The organism is Gaiella sp. (genome assembly GCF_035558935.1).
Lineage (GTDB): Bacteria > Actinomycetota > Thermoleophilia > Gaiellales > Gaiellaceae > Gaiella.
Genome location: NZ_DATMBZ010000148.1, coordinates 1 through 18,676, shown reverse-complemented (window position 1 = coordinate 18,676; position 18,676 = coordinate 1). Strand labels below are relative to the sequence as shown.

Below are 18,676 nucleotides of genomic sequence, written 5' to 3'. Positions count from 1 at the left end.
CCCTCGTCGAGCTTCGCGAGGAGCCGTGGGATCTCCGCCGGGTCGTCCTGCAGATCGCCGTCGATCGTCACGACGACGTCGCCCTCGACCTCGCGGAAGCCGGCGTCCAGCGCCGCGGCCTTGCCGAGGTTGCGCCTCAGGCGGACGACCCGGACGTTGCTGCGGCCGGCGTGGAGCCGGACGAGAGCCGCGTGTGTCCCGTCACGCGACCCGTCGTCGACGAACACGACCTCCCACGGCTCGCCGCGGTCCGCGAGGGCGCTCGCCAGCTCGTCGTAGAGCGGCTCGACCGTCAGCTCCTCGTCTCGGACGGGGACGACGACAGAGATCACGCGTCGAGCGTACCCCGTGTGTACCGTCAACGCCGTGGCGGCCCTGCTGAGCGTGGACGAGGCGCTCGCGCGTGTCCTGGAGCGCGCCCGGCCGTTGTCCGCCGAGGCGGTACCGCTCGAGCGTGCGTCGGGCAGGACGCTGGCCGAGGACGCGACGGCCGTGATCGACCTTCCCCGCTTCCCGAGCTCCGCCATGGACGGCTTCGCGCTCCGCGCAGCCGATACGCCCGGCGAGCTGCCGGTCGTGGGTCGGGTGGCGGCCGGCCGTCCCGCCCCCCGGTCACTCGAGGCCGGCGAGGCGATGGGGATCGCCACCGGCGGCGTGGTCCCGGAAGGCGCCGACGCCGTCGTCCCGATCGAGCGCGTGACGGAGTCGGGCGACACGGTCACCGTTCCCGACGCCGTCGCTCGCGGCGCGAACATCCGCCCGTTGGCCGCCGACGTGCGGGCCGGGGGCTCCGTGGTACCGGCGGGCACCTTGCTGACGCCCTCGCGGATCGCCGCGCTCGCCGCGGCAGGCGTCGCCGAGCCGCGTTGTGCCGCGCTCCCTCGCATCGCGATCGTCACCACGGGCACGGAGCTCCGCCCGCCCGGCGAGCCGCTCGGCGACGGGGAGATCTACGAGTCGAACGGCGTCATGCTGGCCGCCCTGCTCGAGCGACACGGGCTCGTGCTCGAGCGCGAGACCGTCGCTGACGACGAGGCATCCCACCGAGAAGCGCTCGCCCGCGGCCTCGAGGCGGACGTCCTCGTCACCTCGGGCGGCGTCTCCGTCGGCCCACACGACCTCGTCCGCGGGATCCTCGCCGAGCTCGGCGCCGAAGAGGTCTTCTGGGGCGTCGCCATGCGGCCGGGAAAGCCGATCTCGTTCGCGACGCGAGGACAGACGCTCGTGTTCGGCCTTCCCGGGAATCCCGTCTCGTCGCTCGTCGGGGCGCTGCTCTTCGTCGTCCCCGCGCTTCGGGCCCTGCAAGGCGCCTCGGGCCCCGCGCCCCGGTTCGAGCGGGGCATGCTCGGCTCGGCGGCGCGGCGGAACCCGAACCGCGACGACTTCCAGCGTGCTCGCCTCGAGCTCGACGGCGACCGCGCGGTGCTGCTGCCGATCGAGGGCCAGGAGTCGCACATGATCGTGCGCGCCGCCGCGGCCGACGCGCTCGTCCATGTTCCGCGCGGGAAGGGCGAGCTGGCGGCCGGGACGGAAGCGCGCTACCTATCCCTTGGCGACGCGTAGCGGCCGGCGGCGATCGCGCCGACGAAGCTCGCGACCGCCGCCCAGGCGGTGAGCGCGAGCGTCGCCCCCCACGGCACGACGCCGGTCGTCAGCAGCGACGCGGCATAGAGCGGGGCGCGGAGGCCGAGGTCGAGGCTCTCGGCAAGCACGACCAGAGCGAGGACCGGGCCGACGAGGCCCACGCCGTAGGCCACGTCGGTGACCCATCCCGGAGCTCGCCGGAGCTGCGGCAGGAGAAGCCAGGCGTAGAGGGACGGCAGGAGGAAGACGAGCGAGTACGGCGAGACGAGAACCGTCACGACGGCGACGAGGAGGAGTGCGAGAAACGCGACGGCGAACGCGGCAAGGTCTTCCTCCGGCCGCGCGCGTGCGCGTGGGATCAGGCGGGCCCGTGCGCGGAGCCAGACGAGGGCGACCGCGAAAATGCCAATCACGGCCGCGCCGACGGGCCAGGCATCGACGGGTGGCTGGTCGGGCGGCGGAGGGAGGCTCGGCTCGCGCGGGAGAGCTCCCGTGAGAGCGGCCAGCGCCAGGAGGGCGAGGAGCACGAGCCACAGGCCCAGGCGGCGCCGGAGCGCGCGCCACGCGGGAGCCAGCGGCAGCCGCCGTCGGCGGCACCGGGAGAGGAGGTCGATCGCCGCGCCGGCGAACGGCACGACGAGCGCGACGAGGAGGAGCTGGACTGCCCAGCCGCGCACCGCGCGCCGTCCGAGATAGAGCGCCCCGCCCGTCGTCGTCGGGAGCTCGACCGCCGCGTCGAGCGACGAGAGCAGGGACTCGGACGCCCGGCCGAGCGCTCCCAGCTTTCGCTCGTCGAGCGTCGCGAGCTCGTCGGCGCCGGGCGCCGTGCCTCCGTCCGGCGCGGTGCTGACCCGCAACGCGGGGATCCCGCGACCGAGCACCGGCGCCTGCTCCCCGAATCCGAACGGCAGCGCCAGGCCAACGAGCTGGTCGAGGAAGCCCGGCTGCACGGGCGCGCGGCCGGTCTCCGCCTGGATCCGCGCCTCCGCGGTGCGGACGAGCGCCGGCGGCGGCGAGTGCGACCCGAGCCCGCCGAGCTCGAGCCGCGTGCGGGCCTGCCCCGCGATGCCGTCGAGCGAGACGACGGCGACCGCCCGCCGTGCGAGCGGCGAGTGCTCGGCGAAGCGGGCCGCGCCGAGCGAGCCGTACGCACCCCCGTCGGTCGAGAGGAAGACGAGCGTGTGGAGCGGCGTCCGGGCCAACTCGGTCGTCCCCGTCCTCGCGTACGCGCGGGCGAGCTCGACGAGCGACGCCGTCCCGCTCGCGTTGTCGTTCGCACCGGCGCTGAGACCGTTGTTGTCTCGATGTGCAACAAGAACGATGGCCTGATCGAGCGTCCCGTCGACGACGGCGGCGAGGTTTCGGAGCTCGACCGGGCCGACGCCCGGTACGTCCTGCCGCCAGACGTCCTCGCGGACCGGAAGGCCGTACAGCGCAAGCTTGTCCCGGAACCACTGGGAGGCGTTTGCGGCGCCCAGCGACCCCGGAACGCGGCTCGCGTTGTTCCCTGCGAGCTCCCTCGTGAGGGCCGTCGCCGTGGCGCCGTCGAACGCCGGGGGCAGCGTCGGCGCGGGGAGCGGCCCTGGCCTGACGACGGTGACGACGACGAGCAACAGCGGGACGACGAGGAACGCCGCAAGGTTGCGGACGAGCCGGAGGTCGACAGGACGCTCGACCGAGCCGCGCCGCGGCCTCCGCTTGCTCGTGCCGAGGCGGGCGGGCTCCATGCAGGGGGCTATAGTAGGGCCGGGCAGGCCCGTACGCCCGTGGGGGCGCCGACGCAAAGATGCCGGACTCGTCCTCGACCATTCTCCTCGTCGATGACGAGGATGCGATCCAGTCCCTCCTCACGTATCCGCTGGAGCGGGACGGCTATCGGGTCGTCCAGGCACGTGACGGCGACGAGGCGCTGCGCCGTTTCGGCGAGGAGAACGTCGATCTCGTCGTTCTCGACATCATGCTGCCAAGAGTCGACGGCCTCGAAGTGTGCCGCAGGCTGCGCGCCGAGAGCACCGTGCCGATCATCATGCTCACCGCTCGCGACGACGAGTTGGACAAGGTCCTCGGCCTCGAGCTCGGGGCCGACGACTACATCACGAAACCGTTCTCGATCCGGGAGTTCCGCAGCCGCGTGCGGGCGCTCCTGCGCCGCGCGGCGACGCCCCACCATGCGAGCCGCCGGGACGAGCTCGTCGACCGGGGCGACGTCGTGATCGACCTCCCCCGGCGGACGGTCGAGGTACGGGGGGAGCCGGTGCAGCTGACGTTCGTGGAGTTCGAGCTCCTCGCGCTCCTGGCCTCCGATCCCGGGATCGTCTTCACCCGCCGCCAGCTGCTCGAGCGGATCCGCGGCAGCGCGGACTATCGCGAGCCGCGGACGATCGACGTCCACGTGCGCCACCTGCGCGAGAAGATCGAGCGCGACGCCCGCGAGCCCGAGCTGATCCTCACCGTGCGGGGCGCGGGCTACCGCTTCAGGGACTCGTGAGCCTTCCCGGCGGCATCCGCACGACGCTGGCAATCGCGCTGCTCCTGATCGTGGGCGGCGCGCTCGCGGGCGCCTACGTGATGGTCGTCCCGTCGCTCGAGCGACGGCTCGTGGACGAGCGGCTCGAAGAGCTCCAGCACGACGCGAACTCGACGGCGCTTTCCTACGCGCGCCAGGACTTCCGCAACCCGCTCGAGATCGACGATTTCGTCGATGCGTGGGCGATCGTGGGCAATGCGCGCGTCGTCGTCTTCCAGGTGTTCGGGCCGGCGCCGCTCTCTCTGCGGCCGCTTGCCGACTCCGCGTCGGCGCCCGGCACGATCAGCGAGGACGAGATCGCGCTCGCGGCCGCGCGAACGTCACGGCCCGCCCGTGGACGAGTCGATCGCGGCGGTCGACCCTTCGGAGAGGTCGCCATCCCGCTGCTCTCCGGGAACGTGCTGCTCGTCTCGACCTCGCTCGAGGATCAGCTTGCGACCGTGCGAGTCGTCAAGCGGCGGCTGCTCTACGCGACCGGCGTCGCGCTCGCGATCGCCGCGATCCTCGGCAGCGCCGCAGCGACCCTCCACGCGCGTCGCATCCGCCGGCTCGAGCGCGCGGCGAACCGCATCGCGAAGGGGCAGTTCGACGAGCCCGTGGTCGACCTCGGCGACGACGAGCTCGGCGAGCTCGCGGCGGCGTTCGAGCGCATGCGAGTCCAGCTTGCGCAGCTCGACACGGCGCGCAAGGAGTTCGTTGCGAACGCCTCGCACGAGCTCCGCACGCCGCTCTTCTCGCTCGCGGGCTTTCTCGAGCTCATGGCGGACGAGGACCTCGACGAGGAGACCCGCGCGGGCTTCCTCGCGACGACGCGCGAACAGGTCGAGCGGCTCACCAAGCTCGCCGCGGACCTGCTCGACCTGTCGCGCATGGACGCGGGCCGGTTCCGCGTCGAGCGGGAGGAGGTCGTGCTCGGCGACACGGCCCGCGCGCTCGTCGACGAGCTGACGCCGCTCGCGGAGGCGACCGGTCACCGACTCGTGCTCGAGGCGGATCCCGAGGCGTGGGCGCTCGCAGACGAGGAGCGCGTGCTTCAGATCGGCCGCGCACTTGCGGGCAACGCGCTCGCGCACACGCCGTCGGGGACAGAGATCGCAATCGCGACGGCATACGTCGACGGCCGTGCGGAGCTGTCGGTGACCGACGACGGACCGGGGATCCCCCGAGAGCACGCCGAGCGGATCTTCGACCGCTTCTACCGGGTCGAGGGCCCGCATGCCTCGGGAAGCGGCCTCGGCCTCGCGATCGCCCGCGAGCTGGCGGAGCGGATGGGCGGCACCGTCGAGCTCGCGACCGTCCAGGGCAGGACGACGTTCACGCTCTCGCTCCCGGCCGCCCCCGTCGCAGCGGGAGAGCTCGCCGTTTCCACGTGAAACGAGCGGTGCGGACGACGGCCGCGCGGAGGCCGTTTTCACGTGGAAACGGAAGTGCCCGTTGGTACGGTGGCGCGCATGGGCCGTCGCACTGCTGCAGTGGGTCTCGCCGTCGTCGCCGCTGCGATCGGCGCGGCCGCCGCGTTGCTCGTCGGTTCCCTCACCGGTCTCGGTGACCGAACGACGACCGTCGTCGAGTCTGCCGGGCCGCCCACGACGTCCGTGACGACGACGTTGCCGGCCCGTCGCACCGGCGCGGGCTTCGACCCCGAGACGCTCTACGCCGCCCGTGCGCCGGGCGTCGTGACGATCTACGCCAACCTCGGCGCGGACGGGCAGGCGCAGGGCTCGGGCTTCGTCGTTGACGACAAGGGCGTGATCCTGACGAACGCCCACGTGATCACGAACGTCGCCGAGTCCCGGACGAATGTCCAGGGCGCGCGTGCCGTCTACGTCGAGTTCGCCGACGGCGAGCGGGTCACGGCGACCGTCGTCGGCTGGGATCTCTTCAGCGACGTCGGCGTGATCCGTGTCTCGCCGAAGGACCATGCGCTCGACCTCGTGCCGCTCGGAAACTCCGCGACCGTCGTCGTCGGCGAGCCAGTCGCGGCGATCGGCAGCCCGTTCGGAAAGCAGACGTCACTGTCGGTCGGCGTGGTTTCGGCGACCGGCAGGTCGATCGACTCGCTCACCGCAGGCGGCTTCGCCGTGTCGAATGCGATCCAGATCGACGCGCCGATCAACCGGGGCAACTCCGGCGGCCCGCTCTTCGACGGGGAGGGGCGCGTGATCGGGATCAACGCCCAGATCCAGAGCACCACGGGGAACGCCGAGGGCGTCGGCTTCGCGATTCCCATCGACCTCGCCCGCCGCGCGCTCGACCAGTTGCTGCGCACCGGGCGGGTGCGGTACGCGTACATCGGCGTCAGCACCCAGGACGTCACGCCCGGCATCGCCAGGCGCTTTTCGCTCGGCGCGGAGCGCGGCGCGCTCGTGACGCAGGTCGAGGAAGGTTCTCCGGCAGCTGCGGCCGGCGTCCGCGGCGGGACGCGGACCGAGGCGTTCAACGGCAAGGACGTGACGCTCGGAGGCGATCTCATCGTCGCGATCGGCGGCTCGAAGATCGAGAGCGCGGACGACGTCTCCCGGCTCGTGACGACCGACCTCGCTCCCGGCCAGACGGTCACGTTCACCGTCGTTCGCGGGACGAAGCGGGTGAAGCTCGACGTAACGCTCGCCGATCGGCCGGGCTGAGCGGCGGTCGTGGAGCGCCCCGAGCCGCTGATCGTCGCGTCCAACCGTGGGCCGGTCGGGTTCCGTCACGGTCCCGACGGCGCGCTCGAGGAGGTCCGGGGCTCCGGCGGGCTCGTGACGGCGCTGCGCCCGCTCGTCGACCGCATGGACGTGACATGGGTCGCGAGCGCCATGAGCGACGCGGAGCGGGAGATCGCCGCCGGTGGCCGCCGCACCCAGCGCTCGCCGGGGGGCTCGGAGTTCTGGCTCCACCTGGTGGCGCACGACCCGGCGGTGTACGCCCGCTTCTACGGTGTCGTCGCGAACCCCGTGCTGTGGTTCGTCCAGCACGACCTGTGGGGCCTGAAACTCGATCCGGAGGCGGATCTCAGGGTGCCGTGGCGTCAGGGCTACGTCGAGGCCAACCGGGCCCTCGCCGCCGCGGTGGTCGAGGAGCTCGACCGCGTGCCGGATGCACCGGTGTTCGTCCAGGACTACCACCTCGACCTCGTGCCGACGTTCGTGCGGGCCGCCCGGCCCGCGGCGCGGATCGCCCACTTCACGCACATCCCGTGGGTCGGGCCCGACGACTGGGCGGTGCTGCCGCACGAGATCGCCGTCGCAATCCACGAGGGGCTGCTCGCCTGCGACAGCATCGGGTTCCACACCGAGCGCTGGCGCGCCGCGTTCGTCGAGAGCTGTGAGGCGCTGCTCGCCCGCGGCGGCGAGGCGGAGCGACGCTCGCACGCGAATCCGATCTCGGTCGACGTGGAGGAGTTCGAGGCGATCGCGGCAGGTGACCGCGTCCGCTCGCGTCGGGAAGCGCTCCTCGCAGAACGCCCGGAGATCCTGGTTCTTCGTGTCGACCGGACGGATCCGTCGAAGAACGCCGTCCGGGGCTTCGCGGCGTTCGAGCGCCTCCTGGAGCGGAGACCCGACCTCCACGGGCGCATCGGCCTCCTCGCGCTGCTCGATCCCTCTCGCGAGACGATTCCCGAGTACGTGGACTACCGGAGGGCAGTCGAGGACGTCGTCGCCAGGGTCAACGAACGGTTCGGCCGCGCCGGCTGGGAGCCGATCGCGCTCGTCGTGCGCGACGACTTCCCGGCCTCCGTCGCCGCGTACACCGAGTACGACGTCCTGCTCGTGAATCCCGTGCTCGACGGCCTGAATCTCGTCGCGAAGGAGGCGCCGCTCGTGAACCGGCGGGACGGCGTCCTCGTCCTCTCACGCGGCGCCGGCGCGTTCGCGGAGCTCGAGGACTGGGTGATCGGGATCGACCCACTCGACGTCGGAGGCCAGGCGGAGGCGCTCGAGCGTGCCCTCGACCTCCCCCAGGCCGACCGCCGTGCCTGGCTCGACGCGATCCGTGCCCACGTCCGCGCGCACGACCTCGACGCCTGGGCGACACGCGAGCTCGTCGAACTCGAGCGCCGGGCACCGTGCCGCGAGGCCGGGGCTACGATGCGGTCGTGAGCGCGGGCGCCGACGTCTCGAGCCGCGAGCTCGTCTCCGTCGACCCGGCGACGCTCTCCGAGATCGGGCGTGTCGCGATCACGGCCCCTGAAGAGCTCGCCGAGGCGGTCGGCGAGGCGCGGATGGCGCAGGAGGGCTTCGCGCGCGAGCCGCTCGAGACGCGGCGGCGACTCCTCGAGCGGGTGAGCCACGCGCTCGTCGAGGATGCCGACGCGATCGCGCGCACGATCGTCTCCGAGTCCGGCAAGCCCCTCGCCGAGGCATACGCGCACGACCTCGTCGTCGCCGCGGACGCGTGCCGCTGGCACGCATCGAACCTCGAGCGCGTGCTGGGCGAGGAGCGGCTCGCCTTTCCGCAGCTCGTCTTCTTCCGTCAGAAGCGCGGCTGGCTTCGGTACGAGCCGCTCGGCGTCGTCGCGCTCGTCACGCCCTGGAACTTCCCGCTCGCGATCCCGCTGCGCCAGGCTGCGGCGGCCATCTCGGCCGGGAACGCGGTGGTGCTCAAGCCGTCCGAGCTGACGCCGCTCACCGGAGCGTGGGTCGAGGAGCTCTTCCGCCGCGCCGGAGCGCCGCCCGGCCTCGTCCGGGTCGTCCAGGGCGACGGCGAGGTCGGCGACGAGCTCGTGCGTCACCGCGGGATCCACGGGATCGTCTTCACCGGCTCGGTGGAGGTGGGGAGGAGCGTTGCGCGTGCCGCGGCAGACCGTCTCTGCCCTGTCGTCCTCGAGCTCGGGGGAAAGGACGCGATGCTCGTCCTCGATGACGCCGACCTCGACCGCGCGGTCGAGGGCGCGCTGTGGGGCGCGTTCGTCAACTGCGGGCAGGCATGCGCGGGCATCGAGCGGATCGCCGTCGCCCCCGGTCTCCGCGACGCTTTCGTCGAGCGCCTCGCAGCCCGCGCGCGCGGCCTCCGGATCGGCCACGGCCTCGACCCGGAGGTGGACCTCGGACCCATGGTCAGCGAGGCGCAGCGCACCCGTTTCGAGGCACTCGTCCTGAACGCGATCGAGCACGGCGCCGAGCTTGCCACGGGCGGCGGGCGCCCCTCGGAGTCGCCGCCGGGCTGGTTCCACGAGCCGACCGTGGTCCTCGGCGAGCCGCGCGATGCGCGGCTGCGGGACGAGGAGCTGTTCGGCCCGGCAGTCACTGTAGTCTCAATGGACAACGACGCGCAGATGGTCCGCTGGGCGAACGACTCGTCCTTCGGGCTCGGGGCGAGCATCTGGACGCGCGACACCGGTCGCGCGCGGGCGCTCGCCGCTCGGCTCGAGACGGGCTCGGTGTGGGTGAACGACCACGCGTACACGTTCGGGGCGGCGCAGGCGCCGTGGGGCGGCCGGCGAGCGTCGGGTCTCGGCCGCACCGCGTCGCAGCACGGCCTCTACGCGCTCTCGAACATCAAGCTCGTGGACTCGGACCGCGGCCGGCTCACACCGGGATGGTGGTACCCGTACGGCGACGACGCGGTCGATGGGCTCCGAGGGCTGCTCGGCGCGCTCTACGGCGGCGGAGCGGCCGCGCGTGCGCGTTCCGTCGTCGGGCATCGCCGCGGTCTCGCACACCTCGTGCGCAAGGTGCTGCGGTGAGCGAGCTCTCGCACGTCGACGAGGCAACCGGTGACGTCCGCATGGTCGACGTGGGTGCGAAGCCGATTTCCCGGCGACGGGCCGTCGCCCGTGCCCGCGTGCGGATGGCGGCGAGCACGGCCGCGCGCCTTCGCTCGCTTCCCAAGGGAGACGCGCTCACCGTGGCGCGCGTTGCCGGGATCCAGGCCGCAAAGCGAACGAGCGAGCTGATCCCGCTCTGCCATCCCCTGGCGCTGACCGTCCTCGAGGTCGACCTGGTGGTCGACGGTGAGGGCGTCGCGATCGAGGCCGCGGCGGAGACCACGGCTCAGACGGGCGTGGAGATGGAGGCGCTGACCGCGGCCGCCGTCGCCGCGCTGACCGTCTACGACATGGCGAAGGCCGTGGACAAGGGGATGCGGATCGACGGGGTCGAGCTCGTCTCGAAGACGAAGGAGCCGGTCTGAGCGCCCTCGCGACGCCGCTCCCCGTGCGCCTGGCACGGCTCGTGCGGCTCGAGCACACGGTGTTCGCGCTCCCGTTCGCCTACGTCGGCGCGCTGCTCGCGGTCGACGCCTGGCCCGGCCTCGCGTCGATGGCCTGGATCACGATCGCGATGATCGGCGCGAGGACGCTCGCGATGGGGCTCAACCGGCTCATCGACGCGGAGATCGACGCCCGGAACCCTCGCACCGCAGGGCGCGAGCTCCCCTCTGGCGCGCTGACGCGCGCGCAGGTTGCCGCTCTCTGCGGCCTCGCGCTGTCGGTCTACCTCGTCGCCGTCTTCCAGCTCGAGCCGATCGTCCGGTGGCTGTGGCCGATCCCGGTGGCGTTCTTCGTCGTCTACCCGTACCTCAAGCGGGTCACGTGGCTCTGCCACCTGTGGCTCGGCGCCTCGCTCGGCCTCGCGCCGGTCGGAGCGTGGGTCGCGGTCACGGGGGACCTCCCCTGGCAGGCCTGGGCACTCGGCGCCGCCGTCTGTCTCTGGGTGGCGGGGTTCGACCTCTTCTACGCCCTCTTCGACCGCGAGCACGACCTCGCTGCGGGCCTGCACTCCTGGGCGACCCGGTTCGGCGTGCGAGGGGTCTTCGCCGGTGCGCGGGTGATGCACGCCGGGTCGGTGGCGTTGCTTGCGGCGGTCGGGGCCGGGCTCGACGTCGGCGCCTGGTACTGGCTGGGCGTCGCCGTCGTGGCGGCGCTCCTCGTCTACGAGCACGCGATCGTGCGACCCGACGACCTGCGCCGCCTCGACGCCGCCTTCTTCACCGTCAACGGCGTCCTGTCGATCGCCTTCGGCGTGTTCGTCGCCCTCGACACGCTCCTCTGAGGCGGCCGGCCGTAGCGGCCGGCGCCCCGCCGGCGTCACACTTCCGGCACGATCCGGGCACCCATGGGGCACACGATGCTCGATAGCGTGACATCAGGGCACCCGGGGTGCCCCTGGGGGCAGTTGGCGGGGCGTTGGCCCGTGCCGGGCTCCGATCGCGCGTCGGGGCCGTTTCGCCGGGGCGCTGTGGGTCGCGGGGCGGAGCAAGAGCCTCGTGGCTGAGGTCGCCGTCCGGGCGCGGGGCCTCGAGAAGCGCTACGGCAGCCACACTGTGCTCCGCGACGTCGCCTTCGAGCTCGCTCCCGGCGGCACGCTCGTCGTCACGGGACCGAACGGGGCGGGAAAGACGACGCTGCTCCGTCTCCTCGCCGGTTTGGCCGCCCCGACGCGGGGCTCGCTCGAGGTGGCGGTGGAGCGCGCACGGATCGGGCTGGTCGGGCACGAGCCTCTCCTCTACCGCGAGTTGACCGCGCTCGAGAACCTCGACCTCTACGGGCGCCTCTACCGCATCGACGAGCGCCGCGAGCGCATCGGGATGCTCCTGGAGCGCTTCGGGCTCTGGGACGCGCGACACCAGCGCGTCTCGTCCTATTCCCGCGGCATGACCCAGCGGCTCGCGCTCTGCCGCGCGCTGCTCCACCAGCCGTCGCTCCTGATCCTCGACGAGCCCCACTCCGCGCTCGACGCAGAGGGGGCGTCGCTGCTCGACGAGGAGCTCGCCGCGCTCGCCGGCGGTCACACGGTCGTCGTCTCGACCCACGACCCCGAGCGGCTGGCGCCGTTCGCTTCGGCGCGGCTCGAGCTGGAGCGCGCGTGACGGACTACCTGGCCGACGTTGCCGCGCTGGCGCGGAAGGATCTCCGCCTCGAGCTCCGGGCGCGGGACACGCTGCCCGCGATGGTGCTCTTCGTCGTCGCCACGCTCGTCGTCTTCCACTTCGCACTCCCCGGCGGCGCGGGCGACGACGCGGCGTACGGCTTGCTCTGGGTCGCGCTCGTCTTCACGTCGCTTCTCGGCCTCGGACGCGCCTGGGCACCCGAGACCGAGGCGGGCGCGCTCGACGGGCTCGTGCTCGCCGTCTCCGACCGCAGCACGATCTGGCTCGGCAAGACACTCGCCGCACTCGCGTTTCTCGGGGCGGCCGAGCTTGTCGCGCTCCCCGCTTTCGCGTTGTTCTTCGCCCCGCTCGACGGCCCCGCGCTTGCAGGTGTCGCGCTCGCGTCCATCGGGCTCTGTGCCGTCGGCTCGCTCGTCTCGGCGATGGCGGCCGCGGCACGAGGCCGGGAGGTGCTGTTGCCGCTGCTCTTCCTCCCGCTCGCGATCCCGCTCGTCGTCGGCGGCGTCGGATCGAGCATCTCGCCGGATCCAGGGACCTATCTCGCCTTCCTCGGCCTCTACGACGCCGTCTTCGCGATACTTTCGTGGGCCGCGTTCGAGTACGTCGTCACCGAGTGAACCTCACCCGATGAGCATCACGAAGCCCTCTCTCGCGACCCTCGCCGGGCTGGCCGTCCTCCTGGCCGGGGTCTCCGTGGTCATGATCTTCTTCGTCGCGCCCGAGGACGCCGACCAGGGCCTCTCGCAGAAGATCTTCTACGTCCACGTCCCGATCGCGCTCACTGCCTACGCCGCGTTCGGGCTGGGCGCCTGGAAGGCGCTCCGTCTGCTCTGGACCCGGGGCGAGCGCTACGACCTCGAGAGCTACACCGGGATCCACCAGGGCACGATCTTCGGCGCCCTGACGCTGATCACGGGGTCGATCTGGGCGAAGGCGTCGTGGGGCGTGTGGTGGACGTGGAGCTCGAACCAGCTCGTGCTCTTCCTCGTCCTCTTCCTCTTCTACTGCGCCTACTTCATGCTGCGGTTCTCGATCGAGCCGGGCCCGCGGCGGGAACGCATCTCCGCGGTCTACGCCCTGTTCGGCGTCGCGCTGATCCCCGTCAGCTTCCTCGCGATCCGACTCGCGAGCGACTTCATCCACCCGACCGTGTTCACCCGGGAGGGACCGCAGATGACGGGCGAGATGTTCGCGGCGTTCTGTTGCTCGTGGGCGGCGATCACCCTTCTCGCGTATGTCATGTACCGCACGGAGCTGGCCGGCAAGCGAACCGACCTGAACCTCCGCGCGCTGCGCGAGGCGCTCGCGCGATGACGTCCGGCGAGAAGTACGTCGCGGCCGCCTACGGCGTGTTCCTCGTCTTCGTCCTTGTGTGGGCGGCGATCATCGCCACCAAGCTCGCGCGCCTCGAGCGGGAGACGGCCGAGCTCGTTCGTCTCACGGAACGACGCGTCGCGGACGATGTCGATGGCTGAGCTGTTGGTCTGGCCCGCCTTGCTCGCCTACGGCCTGGCTGCCGCTGCCTACGCCGGTGAGCTGCACGCGCCGGGGCGCTTCGGGTGGCTCGGCATCTGGGGTGTCCGCCTCGGGTGGCTCGCCCAGACCGCGCTGCTCGTCGCCCAGGCGATCTCGGCCGACGGCTTCCCGTGGGGGACCTGGGCCGGAGCGCTCAACCTCCTGTCGTGGCTCGTCGTCGCCGGATATCTCGTCTGGGGCTGCAAGCCGCGGTACCGGCTGATGGGGCTCCTCGTGATGCCGCTCGCCGCCGGGCTGCTCGTGCTCTCCTGGGCGGGTGGCGGGACGGCGGTTCACGAGCGGGACGGTGGTGGGTGGACGCTCGACGCCCACGTGGGGCTGATGCTCGCGGCGTTCGCGAGCTTCACCGTCGCGGCCGCGATGGCGCTCCTCTACCTCTACGAGGAGCGCCGGCTGAAGCGTCGTGACCCCGCCTTCCTGCGGCTCCGGCTGCCCTCGCTCGAGGCGCTCGACCGCCTCGCGTCGCGTGTCGCTCTCGTCGGCCTGCTGTTGCTCAGCGCCGGGATCGTCGTCGGTCTCACTCGTCTCGATCCCGGCGAGCTCGATGCGGCGATGACCGTCACCACCGTGATCTGGGCCGTCTACGCGGCGGCGCTCGTTCTCCGCCGTGAGACGGGCCTGCAGGGCCGCCGCCTCGCGTGGTCGCTCGTCGGCGGGTTCTCCCTCGTCGCGTTCGTCCTTCCGCTGACCCACTTCGCATCGTGAAGCTCGCCCTCGCAGGCATCTCGCACCACACCGCGTCCGTGGAGCTGCGCGAGCGCGTCGCGATCGATCTCGAGGCCGCCTCGGCGCTCGCGCGCCGATTGGCGCACGGCGGCGGAAAGGCGCAGGAGGCTGTCGTCCTGTCCACGTGCAACCGGACAGAGCTCTACCTCGCGGCGGACGATCACGATCGGCTCGCCCAGGCGGCGGACGACGCGCTGCTCGCCCTTGCTGGCGCCGACTCGGCCGCGCTCGCGCCGCTCGCATACCGTCTCGCGGACGAGTCGGCGGCGTTGCATCTGTTCCGGGTCGCAGCCGGTCTCGACTCGCTGGTGCCCGGGGAAGGCGAGATCCTGGGCCAGGTGCGCGACGCCTTCGAGGCGGGCTCGCCCGGGCCGCTGCTCGACCGGACGTTCCGGATGGCGCTCCACGCGGGTCGCCGCGCGCGCGTGGAGACGGCGATCGGAGAGAGCCCGGCGTCCGTGCCGGCGGCCGCGGCCGCGCTCGCGCAGCAGGTCTTCGAGGGTCTCGAGGGTCATGCGGTCGTCCTCGTCGGCGCCGGCCGCACGAGTGAGCTCACGGCCCGAAACCTCCGCTCGCGGGGTGCGGCCGTGGCGGCCGTGGTGAATCGAAGCGTCGAGCGCGCCGAACGACTCGCATCGTCCCTCGGCGCTCGCGCCGTGGGACTGCAGGACGTGGCCCCTGCGCTCGACGGCGCGGATGTCGTCGTCTCGTCGACCAGCTCGCCGGGTTTCGTCCTCACCCTGGAGGCGCTCGGTCCCGCGCTGCGGGCGCGCCGCGGCAAGCCGGTGCTGTTCATCGACCTGGCCGTGCCACGCGACGTCGATCCGGCCCTGGCCTCCATCGACGGCTGCTTCGTCTACGACGTCGATGACCTGGAGGCCGTCGTCGCGACGTCGCTCGACGGTCGGCGTGCCGAGGCGGTCGCGGCGGAGCGAATCGTCGCGGCGGAGGCCGAGCGTTTCCACGCCTGGCAGGCCTCGCTCGCGGTCGTTCCGGCCATCGCGTCGCTTCGCGCCCAGGCCGAGGAGATCCGCGTGTCCGAGCTCGCGCGGGTCGAGGCGCGGCTCGGGCGCCTGACGGAGAGCGAGCGCGCGCTCGTCGACACGGTCACGGCGCAGATCGTCAACAAGCTCTTGCACCAGCCGACCGTTCGCATGAAGGAGGCGGCGCTGATGCCGGACGGGCTGATCTATGCTGAGGTCGTGCGTCATCTGTTCGGGCTGGAGTCGGAGAACGAGGCGTGACGAGGCCGGTCGACGTCTCGCGCGGCCGTCCGCTGCCCCTCGTCATGCCGACGGCGTTCGTCCGGATCCGCCCCCGCGGCCGACGGCTGTGCGGCGCACCCGCGACGCAGACCACCCGCCGCTGCCGTGCTGCTTCGCGTCGGGTCGCGCGGCAGTAGGCTCGCGCTGACCCAGGCCGAGCGCGCCAGCGAGGCGCTGCGGCGGCCGGGCGTCGAGATCGCGCTGGTACCGATCACCACGGCCGGCGACCGTGACCGTACGCGTCCGTTCGGCGAGATCGGCAGCCGCGGCGTGTTCGTGAAGGAGCTCGAGGAGGCGCTCCTCGCGGGCAGGATCGACGTCGCAGTCCACTCCGCCAAGGACATGACCTCCACGGACGCGGACGGGCTCGCCGTGGGCGCGTACCCACCTCGTGAGGACCCGCGCGACGCTCTCTGCGGGGCGGACCGGCTGCGGCCCGGGATGCGGATCGGGACGGCGTCGGCCCGGCGCCGGGCGCAGCTCCTCGCATTCGAACCGTCACTCTCCGTGGAGCCGCTTCGAGGGAACATCGACACCCGTCTGCGCAAGCGCGGCGAGCGCGGCCTCGACGCCGTTGTGCTCGCGGCCTGCGGGCTCGACCGACTCGGGCTCGGACGGGAGATCGGCGTACGGCTCGAGCCTGATGTGATGCTCCCGGAGGCGGGTCAGGGCGCGCTGGCGCTCCAGGTGCGCGCCGGAGAGGAGCATCTCGTCGAGATGGCGGACGACGCCGAGACTCGCCGCCGCGTCGAGGCCGAGCGGGCGTGCGTCGGCGCGGTCGGCGGCGGTTGCCTCGCTCCCGTGGCGGCGCATCATGACGGCACCGTGTTGACGGGGCTCGTCGCCGCGGAGGACGGCAGCTGGCTGGAGCGCCGTCAGGGCTCGGATCCGGAGGCGCTCGGGCGCGAGCTCGCAGCGCTCGCTCGATGAGGGCGCCGGCGGCGTTCGCCCGGCCGGACGGCTCGGCACGGGGCGCCCAGGCGGGCGTCACGGCGGTCGCATCGCTGCTCGGCCTTGCGCTCGCGTCGGACCTCGATCGGCTCACCCCCGTGCGTGGCTCGGATCCCGAGCCGTCAGGCGCTGCCGTCGTCGTCCCCGCGGCCGCCGCCGTCTCACAACCGGCACCGACTTGGCACGGACAGGTCACACCTCCGCGGCTACCCTCGGTGACCCCGTGGGCGGGCGGGGGCTAGGGACGGGACGACAAAGGAGAACGTGGCGCGAATCGTCGTCACTCGCCCCGTCGGCCGTGAAGGGGAGCTCGTCCAGAGCCTTCGGCGCGCCGGCCATGTCGTCACGCACGTCCCGCTGATCGCGATCGAGCCGGTCGGGGACGAGCCGGTCGACGTCACGGGCTACGACTGGGTCGTCCTCACGAGCGTCGCGGGGGCACGCGAGCTGCGACGAAGGATGCGCGGCACGCCGCAGCGCATCGCGGCCATCGGTCAGGCGACCGCCGCGGCGTTCGGGCGTGCGGATGTGGTCGCCGAGACGTCGACCCAGGAGGGGCTCCTTGCCGCTCTGCCGACTCCGGCCGGTCGAGTGCTCTTCGCCGGCGCGGAGGGAGCGCGCCGCCTGCTTCCGGAGACGCTCGGCGCCGACGTCGTCGTCCTCTACCGCACCGTGCCGCTCGAGCCTCCGAGCTGGCCCCAGTGCGACCTCGTGGTCCTCGCCTCGGCCTCGGCCGCTCGTGCGTACGCGGCTGTCGGAGCCACCGCGCCCACGGTCTCGATCGGGCCGGAGACCACAAGAGAGGCGGTGGCGTACGGGCTCGCCGTCGCGGCCGAGGCCGCGACGCACGACGTCGCGGGGATTGTCGAGGCGGTCGAACGGGCCCCCCGGGCGTCGTAGACTCGACCCGTGGTCATCTGCTTCCTGACCGACTTCGGACTCCAGGACGACTTCGTCGGCACGTGTCACGGAGTGATCGCCCGAATCGCACCGGGTGCACGGGTGATCGACGTGACGCACGGCATCCCTCCGACGCAGGTGCTGCAGGGCGCGCTCGTGCTCTCGAGCACGCTGCCGTACATGCCGGTCGGGGTCCACCTCGCCGTCGTCGACCCCGGCGTCGGAGGCGTGAGGCGCCCGGTCGCGCTGGAGGACGCCGAGGGGCGCTTGTTCGTCGGGCCCGACAACGGCCTGCTACTGCCCGCAGCGGAGCGCGCGGGCATCACGCGTGCCAGAGAGCTCGTCAACCCCGAGTACGCGCTCGAGACGATCTCGCGCACGTTCCACGGGCGGGACCTGTTTGCGCCGGCCGCGGCCCATCTCGCGAACGGTGTCCCGCTGGACGACCTCGGCCCGCCCCTCGACCCGGACGCGCTCGTCCGCCTCGACCTGCCGCGACCGTCCTTCTCCGACGACCGCATCGACGCCACGGCGCTCTACGTTGACAGTTTCGGCAACATCGCACTGAACCTGACGCGTGACGACGCAGAGCACGCAGGAGTCGTTCCCGGATCGCGCGTCGAGCTCGAGCTCGCAGGTGAGCGGTACTTCGCCGTCATGGCACGGACGTTCGCGGACGCCCGCCCGGGTGACGTGATCCTCTACGAGGACAGCTATCGCAACATGTCGATCGCCATCAACCGGGGAAACGCCGCGTCGATGCTCCATGCGACATCCGGCCGTCCGCTCCGCATCCGCGTGCTTGGCCCCGGCGTCAGCCTGCGATAGGGTCAGCGGCAACGAAGAGCGTTCGTGGCGCGGTCAGCCGGCCCGGACGCTCTTCTCCTGGGTCCCGAACTCGAGTGCCCCGGTCAACGGCGCGTGCGGCCAGACCGCAGCATCGCGTTCCAGGGATGGCCGGGTCGCTCCGGGCGACGAGTCCGCGCAGCCAGGCGTGCCGATCGCCCGGCCGCCCGAGATCCACCATGTGCTCGGATACCCCTCGAACAACGCGGCCGCATCGGCTCGAACGAGGCTTGCCCATGGCCCCCGCAGCCGCTGAAACTCGCGTTCCTCGGCGTCCTCAATCGATCTAGAGGATCGATTGGCCGAGCGCGCTCGCCGCGAGCTCGACCGCGATCGCCGCGCTGCCGTTCTCGCGGTCGAGGATCGGGTTCACCTCGACGAGCTCGAGCGAGCCGACGATGCCCGACTCGGCGAGGTCCTCGCACGCAAGATGCGCCTCGCGGTAGGTGAGGCCGCCCTTCACAGGGGTGCCGACGCCGGGCGCGATCTCGGGATCGAGCGCATCGAGGTCGAGCGAAACGTGGACGAA

21 protein-coding genes are annotated in these 18,676 nt (G+C 72.5%); 18 read left to right on the top strand and 3 right to left on the bottom strand.

The window, feature by feature from the left end; all coding sequences use genetic code 11:
* On the bottom strand, positions 1-332 hold a 332-nt coding region (locus tag VNM44_RS14465; RefSeq protein ID WP_325626597.1), incomplete at its 3' end, for a glycosyltransferase.
* Between the two features lie 34 nt (positions 333-366).
* Here VNM44_RS14465 and glp point away from each other — a divergent pair.
* The gene (gene glp / locus VNM44_RS14460) at positions 367-1,563 is read left to right on the top strand and encodes a gephyrin-like molybdotransferase Glp (protein ID WP_325626596.1); all 1,197 of its coding nucleotides are present in this window, start codon (positions 367-369) and stop codon (positions 1,561-1,563) included.
* Here glp and VNM44_RS14455 read toward each other — a convergent pair.
* Positions 1,539-3,311, bottom strand: a complete 1,773-nt coding sequence (locus tag VNM44_RS14455) for a M28 family metallopeptidase (protein ID WP_325626595.1) — start codon at positions 3,309-3,311, stop codon at positions 1,539-1,541. The two genes, glp and VNM44_RS14455, sit on opposite strands and share 25 nt — an antisense overlap.
* A gap of 59 nt (positions 3,312-3,370) precedes the next feature.
* Here VNM44_RS14455 and VNM44_RS14450 point away from each other — a divergent pair, with 59 nt between their 5' ends.
* The 17 genes from VNM44_RS14450 to VNM44_RS14370 all read left to right on the top strand — a co-directional run bounded on the left by VNM44_RS14450 (position 3,371) and on the right by VNM44_RS14370 (position 18,129).
* Positions 3,371-4,072: a response regulator transcription factor gene (locus VNM44_RS14450; RefSeq protein ID WP_325626594.1), complete on the top strand. Its 702-nt coding sequence runs from the start codon at positions 3,371-3,373 to the stop codon at positions 4,070-4,072.
* On the top strand, positions 4,069-5,484 hold the full coding sequence (locus VNM44_RS14445; protein WP_325626593.1) for a HAMP domain-containing sensor histidine kinase: 1,416 nt from the start codon (positions 4,069-4,071) through the stop codon (positions 5,482-5,484). The genes VNM44_RS14450 and VNM44_RS14445 overlap by 4 nt, the downstream gene beginning before the upstream one ends.
* Positions 5,485-5,562: 78 nt before the next feature.
* A complete protein-coding gene (locus tag VNM44_RS14440) occupies positions 5,563-6,738 on the top strand; it encodes a S1C family serine protease (protein ID WP_325626592.1) in 1,176 nt (391 codons plus the stop codon).
* Positions 6,739-6,747: 9 nt separating this feature from the next.
* Positions 6,748-8,193 (top strand): trehalose-6-phosphate synthase, encoded by a 1,446-nt coding sequence (locus VNM44_RS14435; RefSeq protein ID WP_325626591.1) that lies wholly within the window; start codon positions 6,748-6,750, stop codon positions 8,191-8,193.
* Positions 8,190-9,779: an aldehyde dehydrogenase family protein gene (locus VNM44_RS14430; protein WP_325626590.1), complete on the top strand. Its 1,590-nt coding sequence runs from the start codon at positions 8,190-8,192 to the stop codon at positions 9,777-9,779. The genes VNM44_RS14435 and VNM44_RS14430 overlap by 4 nt, the downstream gene beginning before the upstream one ends.
* Entirely contained in the window at positions 9,776-10,225 is a 450-nt protein-coding gene (moaC, locus tag VNM44_RS14425; protein ID WP_325626589.1) for a cyclic pyranopterin monophosphate synthase MoaC, read from the top strand. The genes VNM44_RS14430 and moaC overlap by 4 nt, the downstream gene beginning before the upstream one ends.
* A gap of 23 nt (positions 10,226-10,248) precedes the next feature.
* Positions 10,249-11,085 (top strand): UbiA-like polyprenyltransferase, encoded by an 837-nt coding sequence (locus VNM44_RS14420; RefSeq protein WP_325626588.1) that lies wholly within the window; start codon positions 10,249-10,251, stop codon positions 11,083-11,085.
* A 214-nt stretch (positions 11,086-11,299) separates the two neighbouring features.
* Entirely contained in the window at positions 11,300-11,902 is a 603-nt protein-coding gene (locus tag VNM44_RS14415) for an ABC transporter ATP-binding protein (RefSeq protein WP_325626587.1), read from the top strand.
* Positions 11,899-12,540 carry a heme exporter protein CcmB gene (locus VNM44_RS14410; RefSeq protein WP_325626586.1) on the top strand — a complete coding sequence of 214 codons (642 nt, stop codon included), beginning with the start codon at positions 11,899-11,901 and terminating at the stop codon, positions 12,538-12,540. Before VNM44_RS14415 ends, VNM44_RS14410 begins: the two co-directional genes overlap by 4 nt.
* 10 nt (positions 12,541-12,550) lie before the next feature.
* Positions 12,551-13,237: a cytochrome c biogenesis protein gene (locus VNM44_RS14405; protein WP_325626585.1), complete on the top strand. Its 687-nt coding sequence runs from the start codon at positions 12,551-12,553 to the stop codon at positions 13,235-13,237.
* Positions 13,234-13,398: a hypothetical protein gene (locus VNM44_RS14400; RefSeq protein ID WP_325626584.1), complete on the top strand. Its 165-nt coding sequence runs from the start codon at positions 13,234-13,236 to the stop codon at positions 13,396-13,398. Before VNM44_RS14405 ends, VNM44_RS14400 begins: the two co-directional genes overlap by 4 nt.
* Complete coding sequence (ccsA, locus tag VNM44_RS14395; protein ID WP_325626583.1) at positions 13,391-14,164, top strand: cytochrome c biogenesis protein CcsA; 774 nt, start codon at positions 13,391-13,393, stop codon at positions 14,162-14,164. Before VNM44_RS14400 ends, ccsA begins: the two co-directional genes overlap by 8 nt.
* Positions 14,161-15,429 carry a glutamyl-tRNA reductase gene (hemA, locus tag VNM44_RS14390; RefSeq protein ID WP_325626582.1) on the top strand — a complete coding sequence of 423 codons (1,269 nt, stop codon included), beginning with the start codon at positions 14,161-14,163 and terminating at the stop codon, positions 15,427-15,429. Before ccsA ends, hemA begins: the two co-directional genes overlap by 4 nt.
* Positions 15,430-15,555: 126 nt before the next feature.
* The gene (hemC, locus tag VNM44_RS14385; protein ID WP_325626581.1) at positions 15,556-16,380 is read left to right on the top strand and encodes a hydroxymethylbilane synthase; all 825 of its coding nucleotides are present in this window, start codon (positions 15,556-15,558) and stop codon (positions 16,378-16,380) included.
* Entirely contained in the window at positions 16,377-16,643 is a 267-nt protein-coding gene (locus tag VNM44_RS14380) for a hypothetical protein (protein WP_325626580.1), read from the top strand. Before hemC ends, VNM44_RS14380 begins: the two co-directional genes overlap by 4 nt.
* Positions 16,644-16,665: 22 nt before the next feature.
* Positions 16,666-17,301 carry a uroporphyrinogen-III synthase gene (locus VNM44_RS14375; protein ID WP_325626579.1) on the top strand — a complete coding sequence of 212 codons (636 nt, stop codon included), beginning with the start codon at positions 16,666-16,668 and terminating at the stop codon, positions 17,299-17,301.
* Positions 17,302-17,310: 9 nt separating this feature from the next.
* The gene (locus VNM44_RS14370) at positions 17,311-18,129 is read left to right on the top strand and encodes an SAM-dependent chlorinase/fluorinase (protein ID WP_325626578.1); all 819 of its coding nucleotides are present in this window, start codon (positions 17,311-17,313) and stop codon (positions 18,127-18,129) included.
* Between the two features lie 304 nt (positions 18,130-18,433).
* On the opposite strand, the gene VNM44_RS14365 is transcribed toward VNM44_RS14370, so the two are convergent.
* The coding region (locus VNM44_RS14365; protein ID WP_325626577.1) for an arginase family protein at positions 18,434-18,676 on the bottom strand (243 nt) is incomplete at its 5' end.